We start from the raw sequence: 20,921 nt of genomic DNA, 5'->3' as shown, positions 1-20,921 counted from the left end.
AAGATTTGCCTGATGACAGACTTGAAGCGTTTAAATAAATTTATTAGTGAAACCGGGTTTTGCTCTCGCCGCGAAGCCGATAAATATATTGAGCAAGGTCGTGTTACCGTTAATGGCGAATTACCAGAAATGGGTGTTAAAGTTGCCCAATCAGATGTAGTTTTGGTTGATGGTAAACCATTAAAAGCACCACCTAAACGTGTGTATATTGCTTATAATAAACCTGTGGGCATTACCTGTACCACAGAGCGTAAAATTCAAAGTAATATAGTTAAAGCCGTTAATTATCCTGAACGTATATTTCCGATTGGTCGTTTAGACAGACCCTCAGAAGGGCTGATTTTTTTAACCAATGAAGGCGATATCGTTAATAAAATCTTACGAGCTGGCAATAACCACGAAAAAGAATATGTGGTTACTGTAGACAAACCACTTAATCGTCAGTTTGTAAATAAAATGGCGAACGGTATTCCTATTTTAGATACCGTGACTAAAAAGTGTAAAGTTACTCAGACTGGTGCGCAGCAATTTAGCATTATTTTAACCCAAGGTTTAAACCGTCAAATTCGCCGTATGTGTGAATACTTAGGTTACGAAGTGGTTACACTAAAACGTGTGCGTATTATGAACGTAACTCTCAAAGGCTTAAAAGTAGGGCAGTGGCGACATTTAAGCGACGCTGAAATGGCGGTCATTAACGACTCAATTGCTGATTCAGGTAAAACGCAAGAACACTCACTTTATGATGATACTGAACAGCGCAATTACACTGAACAAGCTAAAAATAGTGGCGCTAAATCTGCTCATAAGCGTGACTTTCAGGGCGGGAAACTACGTCGTGAAAATAATGACGAGCAACAAAAGCAAGCTAAAAAAAGTAGTCGAAATACGCCTTATCAAAAACGCTCTACTACTTATGTGGGTAAATCAAATACTCACAAAGCAAATACTGCCACAGGAAACAAAACCCGCAGCAGTGGCACGTTAAGCTTAAAAAAGTAATTAAGCTTGTGTAAAAAAGCAAATAAAAACGCAGCCTTAGCTGCGTTTTTTGTTAGCCTACTGTTTAGGGTAATCAATCCTAAATACCACAGTGTATAAAACCGGCACTACAATTAGCGTCAGTATGGTGGCAAACCCTAAGCCAAACATAATGGTGACCGCCATCGACTGAAAAAATACATCGAATAGTAATGGGATCATGCCAAGTATTGTCGTGATAGCGGCCATGGCTACAGGGCGCACACGGCTTACGCCTGAGTCAAACACTGCTTGATATGGCGATTTACCTTCACTCAGTTCTAAGTTTATTTGATCAACCAGTACAATACCGTTTTTAATTAGCATGCCGCTTAAGCTTAATAAGCCCAGTAGCGCCATAAAGCTAAACGGCGCATTCATCACTAATAAGCCTGCACTAACACCAATAATAGCCAGCGGTACAGTTGCCCAAATAACCAAAGGTTTTTTCACTGAGTTAAACAGTAATACTGTTACTGCAAACATTGCTAAATAGCCCAGTGGTAACGAGCCAAAAATAGCCTTTTTCGCTTTGCTTGATGATTCGAACTCGCCGCCCCATTGCATTTCATAGCCACGGGGTAAATCAATTGCTTCAACCTCAGCGCGAACCCGAGCAAATAATTTTGCAGGCGTTTCATCACCCAAAACATCATGATCTGCCATCACAGTAATGGTGCGTTTACGATCGCGACGCATAATTAAGCTGTCTTCCCACTCAACAATAAATTCATCAACCACTTGGGTAACCGGCACAAACACGCGTAAAACAGGGCTATAAATTTGTAAATCGTGAACACTGTCTACATTTAAACGCTCGCTTGCCGGTGAACGGGCAATAATAGGCAATAATTGCGTACCATCACGATACACACCTACTTGCTTACCCGACAGGCTCGTTAACAGAACTTGGTCAAGATCAAATTTGGTGATCCCTAAACGGCGCGCTTTTTGTTCATTAAATTGCGGACGAATCATTTTAGTGCGTGCACGCCAATCATCTCGAATGTTAAAGGCACCGTCGTCTTTAGCGATAATCTCTTTAGCATGTGATGAAAGCTGTCTTAAAACAACCGGATCGGGGCCTGAGAACCGCGCTTCTATTTTGGCATCAGTTGAGGGGCCAATCTCCATTGGTTTTACTTTTAACTTTGCTGACAGTGGATGTTGCTTTGCGTAATCGCGCACTTTTTGCATGACTTTTGCGACGGCTTCACGATTGGTGACACGAATAATTAACTGTCCATAAGCAGGGTAGGATTTTTCAGGCGCGTAAGTCAGCATAAAACGCGGCGCACCTTGGCCAACCGTACTGGTGATTTCTGTGACCAGTTCATTCTTTTGTAAATAAGCTTCTAGCTGCTTAATGCCCTCAAGGGTTGCGCGAATATCAGCGCCTTGATCTTGCCAGTAATCGACATAAAACATCGGGGTATTCGAGGCTGGAAAAAATGATTGCTTCACAGCACCAAACCCCACTACAGCGCTGCATAAAAGAGCAACCATAAGGACTAAGGTTGTTTTTCTAAAGCGCATAGCTAAATTTAATATCGCTTTATAACCATTGAATATGATGCCTTGGTAAGGGTCTTCATGCTCTTGATTATGTTCGTGTTTAAATTCGGTTTCTTTAAACATCAAGTGGGCAAAAAACGGCGTGAGCGTAATTGCGGTGATCCAGCTCAAGAGCAAAGAAATAAACAGCACCCAAAATAAGCTACCAGCAAATTCACCACTGGCATCTGAGCTTAAACCAATCGGTGCGAAAGCGGTTATGGCAATAACTGTTGCGCCAAGTAGTGGCCACTTAGTTTGATCGACAATATTAACTGCCGCTTTAAGCTTTGTTTGTCCGCGCTTGAGGTTGATGAGAATACCTTCGGTCACAACAATGGCGTTATCGACCAGCATACCTAGTGCAATAATTAGCGCACCTAATGATATACGTTGTAAGTCAATCGCAAACAGCTTCATAAATATAAATGTGCCTAATACGGTCAGTAATAATATACCGCCGATTAAAACCCCACTTTTAAAGCCCATAAAAATAAGTAGTACTACAATAACTATTGCAATGGCCTCTATTAAACTAACAATAAAGCCATCTACCGACTGCTCTACTTCTTTAGGTTGGTTATACACTGAGCTAATATCAATACCATGTGGGCGTTGATACTCAAGAGATGCTAAGTGCTCATCTATGTGTTTACCCACATCAACAACATTGACCCCAGACATAAACGACACACCAATAAGCAGAGCCTGTTGTTGATTGTAATGAATCACATTGGTCGGTACTTCAGCATATTCACGGTAAACCTTTGCAACATCGCCTAGATAAATGAGTTCGCTGGCACCTGATTTTGAAATTAGTAAGGTTTCAAGTTCTTTTACATCTTTAAATTCACCAGTAGGGTGCAAGCGAATAGACTCATCACCCACGCGAATACGTCCAGCGTTAGATACGGTGTTTTGTGATTGCAGTAAATCATAAATATGACTAGGCGCAATACCGAGTTGGGCAAGCTTTTGCGTCGATACCTCAACCATTACTTGTGGCTGCTGTTGTCCCGCAATTGTAACTTTACTCACTCCTTTGACTAAAACAAGTTCTCGTTTTAAATAATCAACATAGTCTTTTAATTCATCATACGAGTAGCCATCGCCCGTGACGGCAAACATAACGCCGTAAACATCGGCAAAATCATCAATCACATTACTGGGGTAAACACCACTTGGCAGCGACGGGCTAAGGTCGTTAATTTTACGACGCATTTCATCCCATATTTGTCTAAGCTCTTGTTTACGATAGGTGCTTTTCATTTCTACGGTAATTTGTGATTTACCATTGGATGAAATAGAGGTGACATAATCAACATAAGGGAGCTGTTGAATGGCATTTTCAATCGGAAATGTGACTTCTTCTTCTACTTGCTGTGGAGAGGCGCCCGGGTATAAAGTGATCACCATGGCTTTTTTTAAAGTGAATTCAGGGTCTTCCAGCTGGCCTAAATCAAAATAAGACACACTGCCGCCAATTAACAGTAACAGCGTAAACATCCAGCTAATGACTTTTTTCTCAATAGATAGTTGCGCAAAGCCCATAATTATAAGCCTCGCTCTTTATTCCAAGGACGAACAGACATGCCCTCTTGTAAAGAGTGAACACCAGCAGAGACAATTTGTTGGCCTTCTTTTACGCCGCTAAGAACTTCAATAGTGTCGTGATGCAATTGACCCACTTGTACTGCTTGTTTATGCACAGTGCCAGTTTGCTGATTAAAAACCCACACATAGGCATTATCGCTTAGGCTTTTATTAGGATCTGAAAATACCGACTCAATAGGTAAAATAGTGTAGGGGGTTTGCGAGCGTGTAACTTTGCTCAAATCTATCATCACTTGTCCCGACATACCCGCAAGTAAGTTAAAATCTTCTGGCACCGGTAATGAAAACACCACTTTATAGGTGAGTGTTGCAGGATCGGCTTGGGTATCCCATTCTTTAAGCGTGAGTTTGTATTGCTTGTCGTGATAGCCATCAAATTCAACCATAGGCTGATATTGGGTATCTTTTTGAATACGCGCCACGATTTTTTCAGGAACCTGTATTGCTACATCCATAAAATCGCGGGTTTCTAAGCGCAAAACATTTTGTTTTGCTTGAATACTTTCAAAGTTTTTTACAAACACTTTGGCTACTATGCCAGCAAAAGGAGCACGAAGTTCACTGTACTCTAAATTTGTTTCTGCAATTTTAAACGCTGACTCAGCGACTTGTTCATTGGCAACCGCTTGATCAAGCTCGGATTGACTGGTGATATTTTTATCAAATAGTTGTTTAATACGTTTTAGCTGCGACTTAGCCAGTTCATAGCGCGCTTTGCGCTCATTATATTGTAATTGAAAATCTTCAGGGTCTAATTTCGCCAATAGTTGCCCTTTTTTTACCTGCTCACCGGCTAATACAGGAAATTCAACTAACTCACCATTGACTCTAAAAGCCAGGTACGAGCCCTGGTTTGCAACGACTTCCGCAGGAAAACTGCGTATGTTTGTTTGCGAATCATGACCAATACTAAATAATTTAACAGGGCGAATCGGCTCTTCTTTAACTATTTTTTCTGGCTCCGAGCAGCCTATTAAACTTAGTAATGTCGCAGATAGTAAACATAAGCGAAACAGTGGCATGATATCTCCATGATAAAAAAGGCTAAATAAGTCAGTGCAGCATACGCTGCAAACATATAAAATAAAATTCATTAAATTTTAGAAACTCAATAAGTTTTACTTATAATGTGCTAGGCTGACGATGAAACTTAATCAATTACAAATTTTAGATGCTATTGTGCAAAGTGCGAGCTTAAGTGGCGCTGCATTAAAGCTACATAAAACTCAGCCTGCATTGACACTGGCGATTAAAAACTTAGAGGCGAAATTAGGTTTTGATCTACTCGACCGTTCTAAATACCGATTACAACTTACCGAAAAAGGACGTATTTTTCATCGTGAAGCTAAACAGCTTTTAAACGCGAATGAGCAGCTTACACAGCTTGCAACCGAGCTGGCGCTGGGGAATGAAGCACAATATAGAGTTTGCTATGAGCAAATTTGTCATGTGCAAAGTTATAACGAGATCATAAGTAATACTTTTAAGCATTTTTCTAGTACAGAATTTCGTTTAACTAGTGGTAAACGGTTTGTATCTTTAGAGCAAGTGAATACCGGCCAAGCCGAGCTTGGGATTGGCCCATGGTTTGATTTATTTCATGCCACCGGCGATTTAGAAAGCTTACCGATAGGCAAGCTCGATATAGGTATTGTTGGCGCAAAAGGGATCTTACCTAAGCAGCTTACCTACGATGAGTTACAACTTTACCCGTGTTTAGCGATGTTTGAAAGTGGCTTGAGCATAGACAGCGACAGGCTGTCTTATTCTAAAGGGGCTGCGGTGATGAAAATAGATGACATATCTACCCTAAAGTCGTTTTTATTGTCAGGTGCAGGATGGGCAATGATGAGCTTAGGCCACTGTAAAAAAGAAATTGCCGCGGGCTCATTACAGCAAATAATAGTAACAGACAGAGAGCATCAGTTTAGCGCGCAAATTCGTGCTTTTCGTCAACATGCCATGCACCATGGTCCTGTTGCCCGTAAAATTTGGCAGCAATTTGAATTACTCAGTCAGGAGTACTTAAACAATAATGGACGTTAATAAAGAAACGGTTATTTATACTATTATTGCGAGTATACCCTCAGGGTGTGTTGCCAGTTATGGCCAAGTAGCGGCGCTTGCAGGGTATCCTAATAATGCAAGGCTAGTTGGCCGATTATTAAAAGAGATGCCAAAAGATTCGACGATCCCTTGGCATAGAGTGGTTAACAGCCAAGGTAAAATAGCGTTTGCACAGGGCAGTGCGCTGTATCAAACGCAACGAGAAAAGCTACTTTCTGAGGGTGTTACTTTTAACAATCAACGAATCAATATGGCAAAACACCGCTGGCAATAAACTAATTATCCATTTTATGTAAGTCAGTTAAAGCCCAAATTTCATCTGCGGTCCATTCGTCTAGCCAAATAGGAATATCTTCGGCTTTCATTGGCTTAGCAATACCATAGCCTTGTGCTAGATAACAGCCAAGTAGCATTAGTGTTGCTGCATGCTCAGGGGTTTCTACGCCTTCAGCTATAACGCTTCGTTTAAACGAATTAGCCAGTGCAATAACGCCTTTTACAATTGCTAAATCGTTCGAGTCTTCAAGCATATCTCTAACAAAGCTTTGATCTATCTTTATTAAGCTTGCAGGTAAACGCCTTAAGTATGTGAGTGAGGAGTAACCCGTACCAAAGTCATCTAGTGAAAACTCAACGCCCAAAGCTTTACAATCTTGCATGGTTTTAGATACGTGGGCCACATCTTTAAGTGCACTGGTTTCAAGTACTTCTAGCTCTAGGTTTCTAGCATCGACCTGTGGATGAGCCAATAGTAATTCAGTTAGCCGCGCTTTAAATTCAGGCTGCTGTAATTGAACTGCGGCAACATTAACGCTCACTTTTATGTTTAAACTAGGTGTTAAAATTTGCCATTGGTTAATTTGAGATAATGCAGCGTTAATAACCCATTCGCCAACGTCTATCATAAGCGCGTTGTTTTCAATTACCGGTAAAAATTCAATAGGGCTAAGCAGACCGCGCTCTGGATGTTGCAAGCGTATTAATGCCTCAACACCAATCATACTGCCCGTTCGCATATCTACTTTTGGTTGATAATAAAGTACAAACCAATTATTGGCTAAGGCTTCACGGATAAGTGAAATACCGGTTTGCTGTAATTTAACTGTATCTCCTTGACTCGTATCAAATAAATGATAACGATTTTTGCCCATTTGTTTGGCAATATACATGGCTTGATCGGCATGGCGCATCAGTTGTTCAGCATCTAAATTATCTTCTGGATATATTGTTACGCCAATACTGGCAGAGACATTCAAAACAATATCGTTAACAGTGACAGGTTTAGCTGCTGCGGCCAGAAGCCTCTCAAGTACGGGCACGCAATCGGCAACTGATCCTAAATTAGTCAATACAGCAACGAATTCATCGCCACCAATACGGGCTAAGCTATCACCTTCACGAAGTGCATCTTTTAAACGAATAGAAAGTGCAATTAATAATTTATCGCCAATATCATGGCCATGAGAGTCATTAACATGCTTAAATCCATCTAAATCAAGAAACACCACAGCCAGAGAATTGTTAAGGCGACGGCATTGCAACATGGTTTGACTGAGTCTATCGGCAAGCAATACGCGGTTTGGCAAGTTAGTTAATAAATCATAATGTGCAATACGACTAAGTTGCTCTTGTTGGCGTTTAGCTTGGGTGATATCGGTAAAAATTCCTAAGTAAAAAGTAACGTTGTTGTCGTCTTTTAAAACTGAAATATTGAGTAGCTCAGCATACAGTTCACCGTCTTTTTTGCAGTTCCATACTTCACCTTGCCAATGACCATATAGGCTGAGCTGTTTCCATATGTTTTTATAAAATGACTCAGTTTGTTTGCCCGAATTTAAAAATGATGGATTGCGACCTATAACTTCATCATGGCTATAACCGGTTATATGACAAAAGGCAGGATTGACATCAACAATAACTTTATCCGCATTTGTAATAATTATCCCTTCGTGGGTATCTCTAAAAACCCGAGAGGATAAATGTAGTTTTTCTTCAATTAATTTACGTTCAGTAATATCAACCGAGACACCCAACATGGTAATTGCGCTGCCAGAGCTGTCTCTAACAAGAGTCCCTTTAGTATTAAACCAACGAACGTTACCCCGTTTAGTAATAATACGGTGATCAACATTATATTCTTTCGCCGCGTCAATACATTGATTTATATCGCTTACTATATTGGCGCGATCATCTGGGTGAATACTGGCTAGGTATTCATTTTTAGTCATTTCTAATTGTTTAACATTGCCGGTAATTAGTCTTATACCATGTTCAGAAAAGCGGATTATATTGGTTTTTATGTCCCATTCCCAAGTCGCAATTCCCCCCACTTTTTGGCTTAAAAGAAGTCGTCTTTCGGTATCAGTTAATGCTTTAATGTTATTTTGTAATGCATGAGTACGTTGCTCTACTTTTTTTTCTAATTTTAGGTGGCTCGCTCTTAATCGGGTTATCAGATAAGATGAAAGTGTAGTTAAGAAAGTAAACACAACCGCAATAGCAATACCAAGTAACAGCATACTATTGTCTTGCCAGCCTCTGATAGGGTAGGCTTTAAATACCCAAACGCCGTTTGGCACTTGTATGTTAAAGTCGACCGTGTTTTTTGTTATTTGGTTGTCTGAGGTAGCAATGATTTGCACATCATTTGTATCGGGCATGACTTTTGAAAGCTCATAACCAATGCCTGCCTGTGGCAGTTGAGCTAAATTAACGCTTTGAAGAATATCAGGAAAACGAATAAGCGCAGTGGCAAATCCCCAAAACTGGTTTCCCTGTGAGGTATCTAGATACACAGGCAGCCTAGCCGCTGCACCCATACCACCTTGAAATAATTCAAAAGGGCCAGCAAGGGTTAATTTACCTGTTTTTTTGGCTAAAAATGCCTCTTGCGTTCGCAGTGGGTTCTCTAAAACATTATTACCGATAGCACTTTCATTGCCCTTAAGTGGAACAACGTGTGTAAGAATACCGTTTTTATGAAGTTGTAAGGCGTCAAGACCAGGATAAAGACTTAACATTTCAGAAGCGAGTTCTTCAAAGCCTTTAGTCTCGCCATTTTGAGTACGAATTAATGCCGCAATTGGGTAGGCTGCAGAAAGTGCTTGGTTAAGGTTATTTCTAATATGGTTAACGTAGCTACCCGCCACCTTTCTAATAGAGTTTTGCTTTTGCTGATAAATGTATTGATCAAGTAAGGAGATTGAATACACAGATGCAAGCGTTGAGATTAACAATGTGATCAACACCAGTCTTGCTTTTATAAACAAGCTCAGTATCTGTGGTCGAGTATTAGATGGTGACAATGTAAATAACACCTAGCGTTGTTTAAGCCGCGTCCATTTAGATCAATGGCGTTTTAAGTTCCTGAAACAGTATAGCAAACAGTCATCTAAAGCATTAGGGAGATTTAATTATACTTTAAAATAACCACCATGATTTACTAAAGCTTGAGTAAAATAATAGGCTACATTGTGAGATTAGCTAGGAAGGCACTATGTGTATTTAGTTAATACACATAGTGAGTAATGGCAATATAATGACTTACACAACCGCCAATGACAAAAAGATGCCAAATAGCGTGGCTATATTGAGTGTTTTTAGCGCTGTAAAACAATGTACCCACGCTATAAAATAAACCACCAGTAAGTAGCCAGTATAGTGCGTTGATAGGTAAGTTTGAGTAAAGTGGGTATATAATTGCCAGTGCAAACCAGCCCATTAATAAATAGGTAGCGAGTGACACTTTTTTATTGCCATTTTTAACAAGCAGTTTATAAGCAACACCGGCTAAAGCTACTGTCCAAATAAATACCAAGGTAGCCCAAGACCAAACCCCAGATAAAGAGAGTAATAAAAAAGGGGTATATGTGCCAGCAATAAGCATGTAAATAGCACAGTGGTCACATTTTTTATAAAACGCTCTTAATTTAGGACGAACACTGGCGTGATAAAGTGTAGAGGACAAAAATAAAATAAATAAGCTGCTGCCATAAACGACTGTGCTGGCGTAACCTTTTACAGAGTTAGCTTGTTTAAATAAATCCCAAATTACAAATGCAGCAAATAAAATACCTAAAGCATGGCTAACAACATTTAATAGCTCTTCTTTTTTAGAATAGGGCGCTTCAAAAGACATAACAGATCCTACCACTTACAATTTAACGTTTAGTGTACAAGTGTACGCTGAAATTATCAATTGAGAATTGATTGACATGGTGCTGCCAGTTTATGGATTACGGCATGTTAAAAAATACACTACTATTTGGTTATATTTTTTAAATGGTTAGTTAAATTAACTAACCCATATTTTGCAAATCTTAACATTTTTATTTTATATCTTTATAAAACAAAGATTTATTGATTTTTTTCTTTATGGCACAGCCCTTGATTGTATCTAGGTGTATTAACCAATAAACAAACAAGGAATAACATTATGAAAACTTCAATTAACATGACACTGGCTAGTTTACTTTTATTAGGTTCATCTCAAGTACATGCAACAGAGGTCGATTTAGATATTACAGATATGTTGACTAAAACGGTGACAACTTATGTATCACAAGCAACCCATGAACTTGAACAGTCAGTAAAAGAAGCCGTTTCTTTTGATGCCCAAGCTATTTTAGATGGTTTACTACAAACCAACCCAGTTGTTGATAATAGTGGCATTGATGAAAAGCAACTTGTAGTAAAAACACAACAAAAGCAATAAAAATAGGGAATAAGTGATGAACAGCGAGTTCGAATTGTTAGCCCTGATGTTGGCGCCAGTGGCAAGTGTACTGAGTGTATATTACATCGCTTACATGATAAAAAATGTGGGAACGAGGTTTAATTAGCGAATGCACTTACACGGTAAAACAATCGATGTAACTAAAGCTGATCGACTTCAATAGAGCGCACGTAAATAAAGGCAGAGTGTTTGAAAGAAGTAGACTTTATGAAACGTGCGATTTTCCCATTACCGATTTTTATATTACCTGAAGGCTATACGCGATTACGTATATTTGAGCCTCGTTATTTGACGATGGTTAAAAACGCATTAAAAACAAACAGCGGTTTTGTACTTTGCACCTTCGAACACGACACACCATTTAATATAAGCGCCCAAGGGTGTTTAATGGATATTATTGATTTTGATCAAGACGAAAGCGGTATGCTGTTGATTGATGTTTTTGCATCAAAAAGTGTGCAACTAGATAACGTGTACCAAGACGAACAGGAGTTACGCCATGGCGAGGTCTCTGCGTGCAATACACCTTATTGGTACAATAGCAGTAATCATGACATTGGTGAACATCAACTACTTCAAGTGGCACTAGAAGAAGTATTCTCTAATAACCCACAGCTACAGTCTCTTTATAAACATACCCAGTTTAATCAACTTACTTGGGTTGTTGCCAGATGGCTTGAGCTTCTCCCTATTTCTATTGAGAAAAAACAACAACTTGCATTTGAAACTAATTTTGATAACTTGCTGAATTTCCTCCATACTGTGATTAATAACGAATTTGCCTAAAATAATTTTGATCCGCTTACATTCTTAGCTCGTAATGGTACTTACAAAAGCTATAACGGGACATTTTACTATGGTAAGTCAACAACAAACATTACGTTGTGAACCTAACACAGGTAAGTATACTGCCATGCCAGAAACGCCAAGTACGGAACTCAGGGAAGCATTAGTTAATGTAGCCCAATCTCGCGATAAAAAATCTTTCGCGTACTTGTTTGAATATTTTGCACCAAAGATCAAACGCTTTGGCATTAAGCAGTTTGGTGTAGAAGCCCAAGCAATGGAGTTGGTGCAAGAAACGCTCACTTCAGTGTGGCGAAAAGCGCATTTGTACAACAGCGACAAAGGCGCAGCCACTACGTGGGTTTATACGGTAATGCGTAATGCGTCCTTTGATATGCTTCGAAAAATGAAAAGCAACAAAGAAGAAAATATCAGCGAAGACATCTGGCCGTTATTGAATGAATCAGAAGATACACATCACGAATACAGTGACCACCTTGAAGATAAACAAATTAAGCGCTACCTAGATAAACTACCACAAGCACAAAGAGAAGTGGTACGCGGTGTTTACTTTCAAGATATGTCGCAAGAGCAGCTTGCTCAACAATTAAACATTCCAGTAGGCACGGTAAAATCACGATTACGTTTAGCCTTGCAGAAATTACGTAATGAAATGGGAGATCAGCATGATTAAACATCACCCGAGTGAAACACTACTGACACAATACTGTGCAGCAACACTTCCCGCATCACTAAGCTTAGCCGTATCTATTCATGTAGATATGTGCCCAATATGCCAAGCTGAGGTTGAAAAAATCGAGGCAAGTAATGCAAAAGCAGTGTTTAGTGACAACATGAATGTTAATAACGATGAGCAAAGCGACGATATAGCGGACTCAGGGTTGCTTGAATTAATCACGTCAGACGATTCGATTGATGAAGTTTATGCCGTTGAACCTGTCACTATTGAAGTGAATGACTATAATTACAGCTTACCAAGAGCATTAACACGTATTTCTCATAGCAAATTTACACAAGTAGGTAAGCTTGCTCGTTCACGTATAGCGCTTGACGATGGGCATTTGCGCTCGAGTTTATTGCACATAGACGCAGGCGGTGAAATTCCTGAGCATACACATACAGGTTTTGAAGTTACGCTACTTCTTGATGGCGAATTTACAGATGAAGAAGGCAGTTATGTACCAGGTGATTTTATTTGGCAAGATGGCCGTCATCAACATACTCCTTTAACAAAAGAGGGATGTTTGTGCTTTACTGTAGTTAGTAGTGCGCTACATTTCAATAAAGGACTTAGCAAGTTGCTTAATCCAATTGGCAGCTTGATTTATTAAGAGAATCTATGCAAACAGATACAATAAAAATAGGTATTAGCGCCTGCTTAGCAGGCGAAAAGGTAAGATTTGACAGCGGCCACAAAAAATCTAACTTTTGTATGGAAGAGCTGGCAAAACATGTTGAATATAAAATGTATTGTCCTGAGGTTGCGGTTGGCTTACCTATACCGCGCCCGACAATTCGTCAAGTAAGAACTGCTGATACTATTAAAGTGTGTCGTCCAGATGGTACAGGTGATGTTGGCCCTCAGCTAACAGAATACGGCAAAAAAATAGCCACAGAGCAAGCTGGTCATTTAAGTGGTTTTGTTTTTTGTGCTAAAAGCCCGAGTTGCGGCATGGAGCGCGTTAAAATTTACAATGAAGCAGGAACCGGTAACACCTCTGAAGGGATTGGTTTTTTTGCAGAACAAATCATGAAACACAACCCATTACTGCCCTGTGAAGAAAACGGTCGCTTGAACGACGTTCATTTACGCGAAAATTTTGTTATGCGTGTTTATACATTATATAACTGGCAGCAGTTGGTGAAAGAACCCATTACAGTTCATCGGTTAACTCAGTTTCACGCGCAATACAAATACTTGTTGATGGCTCATAACTATCAAGCTTACCGTGACTTAGGCCACTTGCTTGGTACTTATTTAGGTGATGATATAAACGCATTAGCTGATGAGTATATTCTCGGTTTAATGACAGCGTTGAAACGTCCAGCGTCAAGAAAAAACAACTCAAACACCTTAATGCACTTGCAAGGTTACTTCAAAAAAGATTTATCGAAAATCGAAAAAGAAGAAATGCGAGATGCAATAGACGAATATCGCCAAGGGTTGGTACCGCTTTATGTACCACTAACCTTGCTTAAGCATCACTTAAAGGTTCATCCTAATGAATATTTAAGCAAGCAAATATACTTTAACCCTTATCCTAATGAATTAAAGTTACGTTACGGTTTGTAATGAATACACTATTTTGGTTTAGGCGCGATTTGCGCCTTTTTTCAAACGAAGCGCTTATTGAAGCGTTAAATAATGGTGCTAAACACACCATTTTTTTTGTGTGCGAAAAACAATGGGCACAGCATAACACTGCCCCAATTCAAATTGATTTGCTAAAACGCAGAGTCAGTTATATCCGTGAAAAATTAGCTGAGTATGGCATTAATTTACACGTGATAGAGGCTCCTTATTTCACAGACTGCCAAACTAAGCTTCTCGAATTTTGTCAGCAGTATGAGATTAAACACATAATAGCCAATAAAGAATATGAGCTTAATGAGTTTAATAGAGATAAAGCGATTCAAGCGCAATGCGATCAACAGCAAATAACATTTACTTTATACGAAGGTGACATCATTGCACCTGTTGGCAGTGTACGCACACAAAACAACGAAATGTATAAAGTGTTTACGCCCTTTAAGCGGGCGTGGCTAAAACAGTATCAAGATACTCACTTTAGCTTGGTGCCGTGGCCATTATCTTCAAACCCTATTGACATTGAATCGTGTGAATTACTCAGCAGTGATGACAGTTCAAAAAAATGGCCGGTTGATGACGACACTTTAGCTAATGTGGTCGATAATTTTATCCATGATAAATTAGCAAGTTATGATGATGTACGCGATATACCTAGTGTAAAAGGAACATCGGGTTTAAGCCCATATTTAGCATTAGGGGTTGTTAGCAGTAAGCAGTTAATGGTCAACATACAACAGCAGTATCCAGATATTTTGACTACCTCAAAAAGTAAAACCTTTACGTGGGTGAACGAGCTGATTTGGCGTGAATTTTATAAACACCTCATTGCCGAATTTCCTAAATTATCGCGCGGTGCTAATTTTAACGAAAAGTACGATAGTGTTGTTTGGCGTGATAATGAGGCTGAGTTTAAGCTTTGGTGTGAAGGCCGCACTGGCTATCCACTTGTTGATGCTGCCATGCAACAGCTATTGCAAACTGGTTGGATGCACAATCGTTTGCGAATGGTAGTGGCAAGTTTCTTAACTAAACATCTTTTAATCGACTGGCGTAAGGGCGAGCAGTTTTTTATGCAGCACCTTATTGATGGTGATTTAGCCTCGAATAATGGCGGCTGGCAATGGGCGGCAAGTACAGGCTGTGATGCACAGCCTTATTTTAGAGTGTTTAATCCTATTACTCAAAGTGAACGCTTTGATCCAAGTGGTCAATTTATTCGTAAATATCTGCCTGAATTAGAAAAAGTCCCAGATAAACACATTCATTTTCCTCATACCTATTTAGCAGCAACGGGGCAAAGTGAACACTGTTACTGGCCGGCAATTGTTGATCATAAAGCAGCACGAGCTAGGGCTTTAGATGCATTTAAGGTGTGATATGGATAACCAATTATCAGTCGATAAATTTGTAGAAATATATCAAAAGCTTGATAAAAATAACCTTGAGTTATTAACCGAAATTTACGCAAAAAATATACAATTTATAGATCCGCTGCACGAAATTAATGGTCTAGAAGATTTAAGGCGTTATTTTTGTGGTTTATACAGTAATGTTAAGGATTGTCGATTTGACATAACCGATTCATTTACCAACGATAATAACGCATTTGTGTATTGGACAATGTATTACTCTCATCCAAAACTGAATGCCGGTAAAACCATCACAGTGCAAGGGCACAGCAAGTTGGTATTTGAAGGCGACAAGATTGTAAAACATCGAGATTACTTTAATGCTGGTGAGCTGTTATACAAGCATATCCCATTACTAGGTAATATCATTAATTTTATTGATAAAAGGGCTGGTTAACTATGATTACCCTTATTACAGGTGCAACGTCGGGTATTGGTGAACAACTTGCTATTAAGTATGCCGAGCAGGGTGATACAGTGATTGCCTGCGGGCGTAATACGCAAAAACTTGCTGAACTAGGTAAACACAACAACATAGAAACCTGCCAATTTGACGCCACTAATTTACAAGATATAAAAGCGGCAACGTTAGGGTACACTCAATTTGACCGCGTAATTCTCAATGCTGGCAACTGCGAGTATATTGACGATGCACGTAATTTTGATAGCGCCTTATTTGAGCGCGTTATTAACGTTAACTTGTTATCAATGGGTTACTGCTTAGAGGCGCTTTTACCAAAAATAGTCTCTGGCGGGCAATTAGTAATGGTTAGTTCAAGTGTTACTTATTTACCATTACCACGTTCAGAAGCCTACGGTGCATCAAAGGCAGGCGTTAGCTATTTAGCTAAGAGCCTAGCGGTAGATTTAACTGATGTTGATGTGACATTAGTACACCCTGGTTTTGTAAAAACCCCTTTAACTGATAAAAATGATTTCCCTATGCCGATGGCTGTTACAGCCGAAAAAGCAGCTGACTATATAATAAAAGGCGTCGCTAAACGCCGCAAAGAAGTTCATTTCCCCTATCGTTTTACACTTATACTTAAAGCATTGCGAATATTGCCACTTTCGCTTTGGCTTAAAATTGCAAAAGGATTAACCCGTTGAAAAAAATAGCAATAATTGGGACTGGCGTATCAGGTTTAACCTGCGGACATTTACTGCACAAGCATTACGATGTCACATTATTTGAAAAAAATGATTATATTGGTGGTCACACCGCAACTGTAGATGTAGAGCACAGCGGTATTAATTACGCGGTAGATACGGGGTTTATTGTATTTAATGATAGAACGTACCCTTATTTTGAAAAGTTGCTTGAACGCATTGGTGTAAAACGTAAACCGACACAAATGAGTTTTAGTGTGCATAACGAAGCAACCGGCTTTGAATACAATGGGCATACATTTAGTAGTTTATTTGCTCAGCGCAGAAATATAGTTAGACCTAAATTTTGGCGTTTATTATATGACATCGTGCGTTTTAATAAGTTATGTAAGGCTTTGCACGCAAAAGGTCACTACACAGAGCAATCACTAGGTCAATTATTACAACAACATCGCTTTAATGATTTCTTTAAATACCACTACATTTTACCTATGGGTGCTGCCATTTGGTCTACTAGCATTAAAGAAATGGAAAATGTAGGGGTTGAGTTTTTTGTAAAGTTTTTCTTTAATCATGGTTTGCTAGACATTACCAATAGACCTCAATGGTACGTTATTCCCGGTGGCTCGCGAGAATACATTAAGCCTTTAATTGCCGGTTTTGCCGACAACATAAAACTTAACAGTCACATTAAGTCTGTCACTAGAAACGCAGAAGGCGTAACAATTACCTTTGCAGATGATCAGCAAGCACAGTTTGATAAAGTCATTTTTGCCTGTCACTCTGATCAAGCTTTAGCTTTGCTTGGCGATCCTTGTGAGCAAGAAACCACTGTTTTAGGTGCTATCCCGTACACAGAAAATTCAGTAGTACTTCACACTGATGAATCATTATTACCGGATAGAAAAGCTGCATGGGCAAGTTGGAATTATTTACTCAATAATAATACCGATAAAGCGGCGGTGGTTACGTATCAAATGAATATACTGCAAGGGATAGAATCAGATACACAGTTCTGCGTTACCTTGAACCACTTAGAAGGTATTAATCAGAGTAAAATTTTACGTGAATTTACCTATCACCACCCTGTATTTAACCAAGAGTCTATTGCCGCCCAACAGCAAAAACATACCGTTGATGGACAAAATAACACGTACTTTTGCGGAGCGTATTGGTACAACGGTTTTCATGAGGATGGTGTGCGCAGCGCCGTTGATGTGGCCAAGCAACTTGGAGTAGAGTTTGACTAACGCAGTGTATTTAGGCGATGTTAAACATCGCCGTTTTGCTGTTAAACACCACGCGTTTAATTACCCGCTTTATATGATGTGGGTTGACTTAAATAACATCGAAGCACTTAACGGGGTACATAAACAACTTGGTACCACAGGATTTAAGGCTTTAAAATTTAAACAGTCTGATTATTTGAAAGGATTGGCGAATACTGACAATAACCCCATTGTAGAGCGTGCTCACGGTCAGTTAGCTGCGCTAGGGGTTACAGAAAAGTTCAGTCATGTTTATATGTTAGGGCAGTTACGCTGCTTGGGTATTTACTTTAGCCCCGTTAACTTTTATTTTTTTGGCCATGATGATAATCAATTTAGCTACATGGTCGCTGAGGTGAGTAATACCCCATGGAATGAACGACATTACTACTTGGTTCCACTACAAAAAAAAGTGAACTTTAAGAAAGTTTTTTCCGTATCACCTTTCATGAACTTAGATATGAACTACCATTGGACTGTTCGACAAAAGCAAGACAATATACTGATACGTATAGAAAATAAGCGTGATGACGAATTACTTTTTGACGCATCACTAAGGTTACAGCGTCAAACACTGAGCTGTGAACAAATGAGTAAATTGCTTAAGCGTTTTCCAGCAATGACATGGTCTATTTTCAAAGGTATTTATTATCAAGCGTTTAAACTATTTGTTAAAAAAGTCCCATTTTTAGGTCATTCAGGTAGATCATGATTTTTTATTAATTTATGTTGTTTAACAAGTAATAACAATAATATAGGTAAGTGTATGGAAAAGGTATCGAGCTTACGCGTTCAAGAACGCACAAGTTGGTTTACTAACTTATACAAGAAGTTAGTATTCAAAGCGTTCTCGTCTATTGAAACAGGCCAAATAGTGCTTGTAGACAATAATCAGCAGTCTGTATTTGGCGATATGTCATCAGAGCTTAAAGTAACGGTAACCGTTAATGATACTGCTATGTATAAAGCATTTGCGCTCTCGGGAAGTATTGGCGCGGGAGAATCTTACATATTAGGGCAGTGGCAGTGTGATAACTTAACTCGGTTGATAGAAATTTTTGCAATTAACCAAGACCAACTAGACGCATTTGAAAAGAAATTCGCTTTTTTTAGTAACATTGCTCATCGTATAAACCACATTAAAAATAAAAACTCTCACTCGGGCTCTAAAAAGAATATTGTTGCACACTACGACTTAGGCAATGACTTATACGAGTCTTTTTTAAGCAAAGAAATGCTTTATTCAAGTGCCGTATACCCAAGTAAAGACGCCACCCTCGAGCAAGCACAGCAATACAAACTTCAGCGTATTTGTGAACAAGTCGAGTTACAACAAGGCGACACCGTCATTGAAATTGGTACAGGTTGGGGAGCATTTGCAATATATGCGGCTACTCACTACGACTGCCATGTAACAACCACTACCATCTCTGATGAACAGCACGATTATGTTGCAAATAAAATTAAAGAGCTTGGGCTTGAAAACAAAATAACTTTACTCAAACAAGATTACCGTTTACTAACCGGTAAATACGATAAGCTAGTATCAATTGAGATGATAGAAGCGGTTGGTCATGAGTACTTGCCTAGTTTTTTCACTCAGTGCGGTCAGCTATTAAAAGACGACGGTGCTATGCTTATTCAAGCAATTACAATTAGCGACCAGCGTTACCAGCATTATTTAAAAAATTCTGACTTTATTCAGCAATATATTTTCCCTGGTGGGTGTTTGCCTTCGCTCAACGAAATGAGTGAGCAAATAAAAAATCATACCGATATGAATATCCACACAGTTAGCGATATTGGTGCTCACTACGCAAGAACCCTTGCTGATTGGCGAGATCGTTTCATTGCAAGTTGGCCAAACCTCGATAGTAATAAATTTGATGAGCGATTTTATCGTCTATGGCTATTTTATTTTGCTTATTGCGAGGGCGCATTTAGAACTCGCGCAACAAGCACCGTGCATTTAATGGCACGCAAACCCCGTTTTACGAGTAGTAATGATGAGATTGCACTCGCTTATTAATTTTGTACTGTTTCAAGTAGTGTGGTTTTTATGCCTACTGCTTGAACAGCATTCAATTGTCTATTCAACAGTAGTCATTGCATTAATGTTTTATTTGTCAGCGCAAAAAAAACAGGATGCTTTTTTGCTTCTAAAGTGCTTACCACTAGCCTTACTAAGTGAATTTATCGCGGTTAAGTTCGGTCTGATTGAATTTAAAGTAGCGCCATTTCCGCTTTGGTTAGTGTTTTTATGGGCTGCTTTATTGCTATGTATTAACACCTCAATGTCGTTTTTAACAACCCTCAAACCTTGGCAAGCGTTTATTGTATGTTTAGCGTTTGCACCAGGAAGTTATTGGGCGGGGGCGCGATTCGACGTGTTAGAACTCGGCTTGCCGCTATGGCAATTTTGGCCTTTATACGGTGCTTTATGGGCTGCAACGTTTAGCGTTATTTTATTTATTAACGGTAAAATTGGCGCGTTTATTAAGCAATAAAACAATTGTATTTACTGCTTGGAGCTGATTATGAAAACGCTTTTAAATTTAGTACTAATTTATGCCCTGTTTAACCATGCTGCTTATGCTGATACCCAGTTTAACAAAGTGGGCGAGGCACGTATGGAATACCTTTTTTGGGATGTTTATGATGCAACGCTTTTTACTCCCTCTGGATCTTATAGTCCCAAGCAAACGCCGGTTAAATTTACTTTAACTTACCTGCGCGACTTTGATGCTAAAGACATTGTAAAAGCCACTAAAGAGCAATGGCAATATTTAGGTAAATCACAATTATCAGCTCGCTATGCAGATAAATTATTAGCCATATGGCCAGACATTAAAAAGGGTGAATCGTTAACCTTACTGACCGATCAGCAAGGACGCAGTATTTTCTTTCACAATGACAATGAAATAGGCCGCATAGAAGACACCACTTTTGCAGATGACTTCTTAGCTATTTGGCTAAGTGAGAACACCTCAGAACCATCGATTAGAAATCAACTTTTAGGGATTTAA

20 protein-coding genes are annotated in these 20,921 nt (G+C 39.3%); 16 read left to right on the top strand and 4 right to left on the bottom strand.

Translation table 11 applies throughout. The features are described from left to right. Window positions 1–12 precede the first annotated feature (12 nt). Window positions 13–1,002 carry a 23S rRNA pseudouridine(2604) synthase RluF gene (gene rluF, locus N523_RS0118515; protein ID WP_024600878.1) on the top strand — a complete coding sequence of 330 codons (990 nt, stop codon included), beginning with the start codon at window positions 13–15 and terminating at the stop codon, window positions 1,000–1,002. Window positions 1,003–1,059: 57 nt separating this feature from the next. Here the strand turns inward: rluF and N523_RS0118510 are convergent, their stop codons facing one another. Together N523_RS0118510 and N523_RS0118505 are read right to left on the bottom strand one after the other, a co-directional pair. After that, window positions 1,060–4,125, bottom strand: a complete 3,066-nt coding sequence (locus N523_RS0118510) for an efflux RND transporter permease subunit (RefSeq protein ID WP_028834790.1) — start codon at window positions 4,123–4,125, stop codon at window positions 1,060–1,062. 2 nt (window positions 4,126–4,127) lie between these two features. After that, window positions 4,128–5,210 carry an efflux RND transporter periplasmic adaptor subunit gene (locus tag N523_RS0118505; RefSeq protein WP_013463246.1) on the bottom strand — a complete coding sequence of 361 codons (1,083 nt, stop codon included), beginning with the start codon at window positions 5,208–5,210 and terminating at the stop codon, window positions 4,128–4,130. A 121-nt stretch (window positions 5,211–5,331) separates the two neighbouring features. On the opposite strand from N523_RS0118505, the gene N523_RS0118500 reads away from it, so the two are divergent. Together N523_RS0118500 and N523_RS0118495 are read left to right on the top strand one after the other, a co-directional pair. After that, complete coding sequence (locus tag N523_RS0118500; RefSeq protein WP_024600876.1) at window positions 5,332–6,234, top strand: LysR family transcriptional regulator; 903 nt, start codon at window positions 5,332–5,334, stop codon at window positions 6,232–6,234. Continuing rightward, window positions 6,224–6,529, top strand: coding sequence for an MGMT family protein (locus tag N523_RS0118495; RefSeq protein ID WP_013463248.1), 306 nt, complete (start codon window positions 6,224–6,226; stop codon window positions 6,527–6,529). The genes N523_RS0118500 and N523_RS0118495 overlap by 11 nt, the downstream gene beginning before the upstream one ends. Before the next feature lies 1 nt (window position 6,530). Here the strand turns inward: N523_RS0118495 and N523_RS0118490 are convergent, their stop codons facing one another. Next, entirely contained in the window at window positions 6,531–9,560 is a 3,030-nt protein-coding gene (locus N523_RS0118490) for a bifunctional diguanylate cyclase/phosphodiesterase (protein WP_231485864.1), read from the bottom strand. A gap of 203 nt (window positions 9,561–9,763) precedes the next feature. Continuing rightward, window positions 9,764–10,393: a PAQR family membrane homeostasis protein TrhA gene (gene trhA, locus N523_RS0118485; protein ID WP_028834792.1), complete on the bottom strand. Its 630-nt coding sequence runs from the start codon at window positions 10,391–10,393 to the stop codon at window positions 9,764–9,766. Window positions 10,394–10,690: 297 nt separating this feature from the next. On the opposite strand from trhA, the gene N523_RS0118480 reads away from it, so the two are divergent. From N523_RS0118480 to N523_RS0118420, 13 genes are all read left to right on the top strand, one after another. Continuing rightward, window positions 10,691–10,969 (top strand): hypothetical protein, encoded by a 279-nt coding sequence (locus tag N523_RS0118480; RefSeq protein ID WP_013463251.1) that lies wholly within the window; start codon window positions 10,691–10,693, stop codon window positions 10,967–10,969. Window positions 10,970–11,197: 228 nt separating this feature from the next. Then, the gene (locus tag N523_RS0118475) at window positions 11,198–11,776 is read left to right on the top strand and encodes an LON peptidase substrate-binding domain-containing protein (RefSeq protein WP_036950068.1); all 579 of its coding nucleotides are present in this window, start codon (window positions 11,198–11,200) and stop codon (window positions 11,774–11,776) included. Between the two features lie 70 nt (window positions 11,777–11,846). Next, entirely contained in the window at window positions 11,847–12,470 is a 624-nt protein-coding gene (locus tag N523_RS0118470) for a sigma-70 family RNA polymerase sigma factor (RefSeq protein ID WP_013463253.1), read from the top strand. Then, window positions 12,463–13,128 carry a ChrR family anti-sigma-E factor gene (locus N523_RS0118465; protein ID WP_028834793.1) on the top strand — a complete coding sequence of 222 codons (666 nt, stop codon included), beginning with the start codon at window positions 12,463–12,465 and terminating at the stop codon, window positions 13,126–13,128. The genes N523_RS0118470 and N523_RS0118465 overlap by 8 nt, the downstream gene beginning before the upstream one ends. Before the next feature lie 8 nt (window positions 13,129–13,136). After that, window positions 13,137–14,090, top strand: a complete 954-nt coding sequence (locus N523_RS0118460; RefSeq protein ID WP_028834794.1) for a YbgA family protein — start codon at window positions 13,137–13,139, stop codon at window positions 14,088–14,090. Then, window positions 14,090–15,484 (top strand): deoxyribodipyrimidine photo-lyase, encoded by a 1,395-nt coding sequence (gene phrB, locus N523_RS0118455; RefSeq protein ID WP_028834795.1) that lies wholly within the window; start codon window positions 14,090–14,092, stop codon window positions 15,482–15,484. The genes N523_RS0118460 and phrB overlap by 1 nt, the downstream gene beginning before the upstream one ends. A 1-nt stretch (window position 15,485) precedes the next feature. Beyond that, on the top strand, window positions 15,486–15,914 hold the full coding sequence (locus N523_RS0118450; protein WP_013463257.1) for a nuclear transport factor 2 family protein: 429 nt from the start codon (window positions 15,486–15,488) through the stop codon (window positions 15,912–15,914). A 2-nt stretch (window positions 15,915–15,916) separates the two neighbouring features. Next, window positions 15,917–16,627 carry an SDR family NAD(P)-dependent oxidoreductase gene (locus N523_RS0118445; RefSeq protein ID WP_028834796.1) on the top strand — a complete coding sequence of 237 codons (711 nt, stop codon included), beginning with the start codon at window positions 15,917–15,919 and terminating at the stop codon, window positions 16,625–16,627. Beyond that, complete coding sequence (locus N523_RS0118440) at window positions 16,624–17,877, top strand: NAD(P)/FAD-dependent oxidoreductase (protein ID WP_028834797.1); 1,254 nt, start codon at window positions 16,624–16,626, stop codon at window positions 17,875–17,877. Before N523_RS0118445 ends, N523_RS0118440 begins: the two co-directional genes overlap by 4 nt. Continuing rightward, window positions 17,870–18,607: a DUF1365 domain-containing protein gene (locus tag N523_RS0118435; RefSeq protein WP_028834798.1), complete on the top strand. Its 738-nt coding sequence runs from the start codon at window positions 17,870–17,872 to the stop codon at window positions 18,605–18,607. Before N523_RS0118440 ends, N523_RS0118435 begins: the two co-directional genes overlap by 8 nt. 54 nt (window positions 18,608–18,661) lie before the next feature. Beyond that, entirely contained in the window at window positions 18,662–19,924 is a 1,263-nt protein-coding gene (locus tag N523_RS0118430; protein WP_024600867.1) for an SAM-dependent methyltransferase, read from the top strand. Continuing rightward, the gene (locus N523_RS0118425; RefSeq protein WP_028834799.1) at window positions 19,902–20,402 is read left to right on the top strand and encodes a DUF2878 domain-containing protein; all 501 of its coding nucleotides are present in this window, start codon (window positions 19,902–19,904) and stop codon (window positions 20,400–20,402) included. Before N523_RS0118430 ends, N523_RS0118425 begins: the two co-directional genes overlap by 23 nt. 30 nt (window positions 20,403–20,432) lie before the next feature. After that, window positions 20,433–20,921, top strand: coding sequence for a chalcone isomerase family protein (locus N523_RS0118420; protein ID WP_028834800.1), 489 nt, complete (start codon window positions 20,433–20,435; stop codon window positions 20,919–20,921).

Origin of the sequence: Pseudoalteromonas sp. 23_GOM-1509m (genome assembly GCF_000518425.1) — a bacterium.
In the GTDB taxonomy this organism is placed as follows: Bacteria; Pseudomonadota; Gammaproteobacteria; order Enterobacterales; family Alteromonadaceae; genus Pseudoalteromonas; species Pseudoalteromonas tetraodonis.
Note: the sequence above shows the minus strand (reverse complement) of the source record. Positions and strands in the feature narration are given on the sequence as shown.

Coding starts and splice junctions, on each gene's coding strand:
- N523_RS0118465 (WP_028834793.1), top strand. CDS start 12,463: ATGATTAAACATCACCCGAGTGAAACACTACTGACACAATACTGTGCA.
- N523_RS0118460 (WP_028834794.1), top strand. CDS start 13,137: ATGCAAACAGATACAATAAAAATAGGTATTAGCGCCTGCTTAGCAGGC.
- N523_RS0118475 (WP_036950068.1), top strand. CDS start 11,198: ATGAAACGTGCGATTTTCCCATTACCGATTTTTATATTACCTGAAGGC.
- N523_RS0118505 (WP_013463246.1), bottom strand. CDS start 5,210: ATGCCACTGTTTCGCTTATGTTTACTATCTGCGACATTACTAAGTTTA.
- N523_RS0118445 (WP_028834796.1), top strand. CDS start 15,917: ATGATTACCCTTATTACAGGTGCAACGTCGGGTATTGGTGAACAACTT.
- N523_RS0118425 (WP_028834799.1), top strand. CDS start 19,902: ATGAGATTGCACTCGCTTATTAATTTTGTACTGTTTCAAGTAGTGTGG.
- N523_RS0118470 (WP_013463253.1), top strand. CDS start 11,847: ATGGTAAGTCAACAACAAACATTACGTTGTGAACCTAACACAGGTAAG.
- N523_RS0118420 (WP_028834800.1), top strand. CDS start 20,433: ATGAAAACGCTTTTAAATTTAGTACTAATTTATGCCCTGTTTAACCAT.
- phrB (WP_028834795.1), top strand. CDS start 14,090: ATGAATACACTATTTTGGTTTAGGCGCGATTTGCGCCTTTTTTCAAAC.
- N523_RS0118480 (WP_013463251.1), top strand. CDS start 10,691: ATGAAAACTTCAATTAACATGACACTGGCTAGTTTACTTTTATTAGGT.
- N523_RS0118510 (WP_028834790.1), bottom strand. CDS start 4,125: ATGGGCTTTGCGCAACTATCTATTGAGAAAAAAGTCATTAGCTGGATG.
- N523_RS0118430 (WP_024600867.1), top strand. CDS start 18,662: ATGGAAAAGGTATCGAGCTTACGCGTTCAAGAACGCACAAGTTGGTTT.
- N523_RS0118500 (WP_024600876.1), top strand. CDS start 5,332: ATGAAACTTAATCAATTACAAATTTTAGATGCTATTGTGCAAAGTGCG.
- N523_RS0118450 (WP_013463257.1), top strand. CDS start 15,486: ATGGATAACCAATTATCAGTCGATAAATTTGTAGAAATATATCAAAAG.
- rluF (WP_024600878.1), top strand. CDS start 13: ATGACAGACTTGAAGCGTTTAAATAAATTTATTAGTGAAACCGGGTTT.
- trhA (WP_028834792.1), bottom strand. CDS start 10,393: ATGTCTTTTGAAGCGCCCTATTCTAAAAAAGAAGAGCTATTAAATGTT.
- N523_RS0118495 (WP_013463248.1), top strand. CDS start 6,224: ATGGACGTTAATAAAGAAACGGTTATTTATACTATTATTGCGAGTATA.